This window comes from Synechococcus sp. R8-2, assembly GCF_047461715.1.
Lineage (GTDB): Bacteria > Cyanobacteriota > Cyanobacteriia > Thermostichales > Thermostichaceae > Thermostichus.
The window spans coordinates 1-996 of record NZ_JANSHQ010000557.1; the positions used below are offsets into that span (position 1 = coordinate 1).

Genomic DNA, 996 nt, shown 5'->3' on the forward strand with positions numbered 1-996 from the left:
CGCGCTATTCGGACGGAGTCCTTGCCCATAGCCATCCGCCACCGCAAGACTCTGGTGCAACTGGTGCGCTCCGGTGGTTGGATAGATGAGCGCCGCTTTGCCCTGCAGGTGGTGGGCCGGGATCCCAAAGGGCTGCTCAGCTTGGTGCCTTTGGGTCTGCGCCTGTTGGCCAGGGGCAAATTTCCCTTTCGCTTCCAGCCCTCTGCAGGGGCGGCGACGGTACGGCGGCTTATCGACACAGTTAGGCAGGAAGGAAGGGATCCCCTCTAGGCTCCAGTTTTGAGGTTGTCTTGGCCGGAAATCAATCTGGCACTCAAAATCCGATCCCCCACTTTGATGTGGCGCAGCACCTCCGTTCCCTCTGTAACGTACCCGAACACGGCATAGCGGCCATCCATGAGGTTTAACCCCGCCGGGGTGAGATCCGGCTCAGCCATAAAGATGAAGAACTGAGAAGAGGCGCTGTTGGGATCGTCGGGATAGCGGGCCATGGCCACCGTCCCTTCGGCAGAAAAAGGCAAGGCCGGCTCCACATCCCACAGGCCCATCTGATCAAAAGTTTGGCCGTAGCGGGGCATCACCTCGCCTTTGGCGCGAATCTCCATAGGAATGGTGCGAATTTTTCCGGTGGCGGGATCCACATAGCCATCGGCAGGGCCAGGGGGATCCCCGGCCTGCGCCAGGAAGAAGGTCTCCACCCGGTCAAAGGTCAGGCCATCGTAGAAGCCCCGCTGCACCAGGTCGGCAAAGTTGCCGGCAGTGATGGGGGCGCTGTAGCCATCTAAGGTGATCACCATGCGCCCGGCAGTGGTGTTTAGCTCCACCTCTGCCCGCCCCAAGAGCTGAGGTTTGTCGGCATACTCAGCAGGCACTGTGTAGGGGAAAGCCCCCACCCAGTTGTTTTCGAGGGATCCCAACTCGTCCACTAGACGGTCGTAGGCAGCGCGGGCCTCTTCTTTGCCTTTGGATTTGCGCTCGCTGGCTTGGCCGATCACC

Annotated in this window: 1 protein-coding gene and 1 pseudogene; one reads left to right on the plus strand and one right to left on the minus strand. The window is 60.6% G+C overall.

The genetic code is table 11. The features are described from left to right. Positions 1-270, plus strand: a pseudogene (locus tag NW819_RS12420) (succinate dehydrogenase/fumarate reductase iron-sulfur subunit); the annotation flags it as partial. Here NW819_RS12420 and NW819_RS12425 read toward each other — a convergent pair. After that, positions 267-996, minus strand: a 730-nt coding sequence (locus NW819_RS12425) for a peptidylprolyl isomerase (RefSeq protein WP_414413932.1), incomplete at its 5' end; no start/stop codon positions are given. The pseudogene NW819_RS12420 and the gene NW819_RS12425 overlap by 4 nt on opposite strands.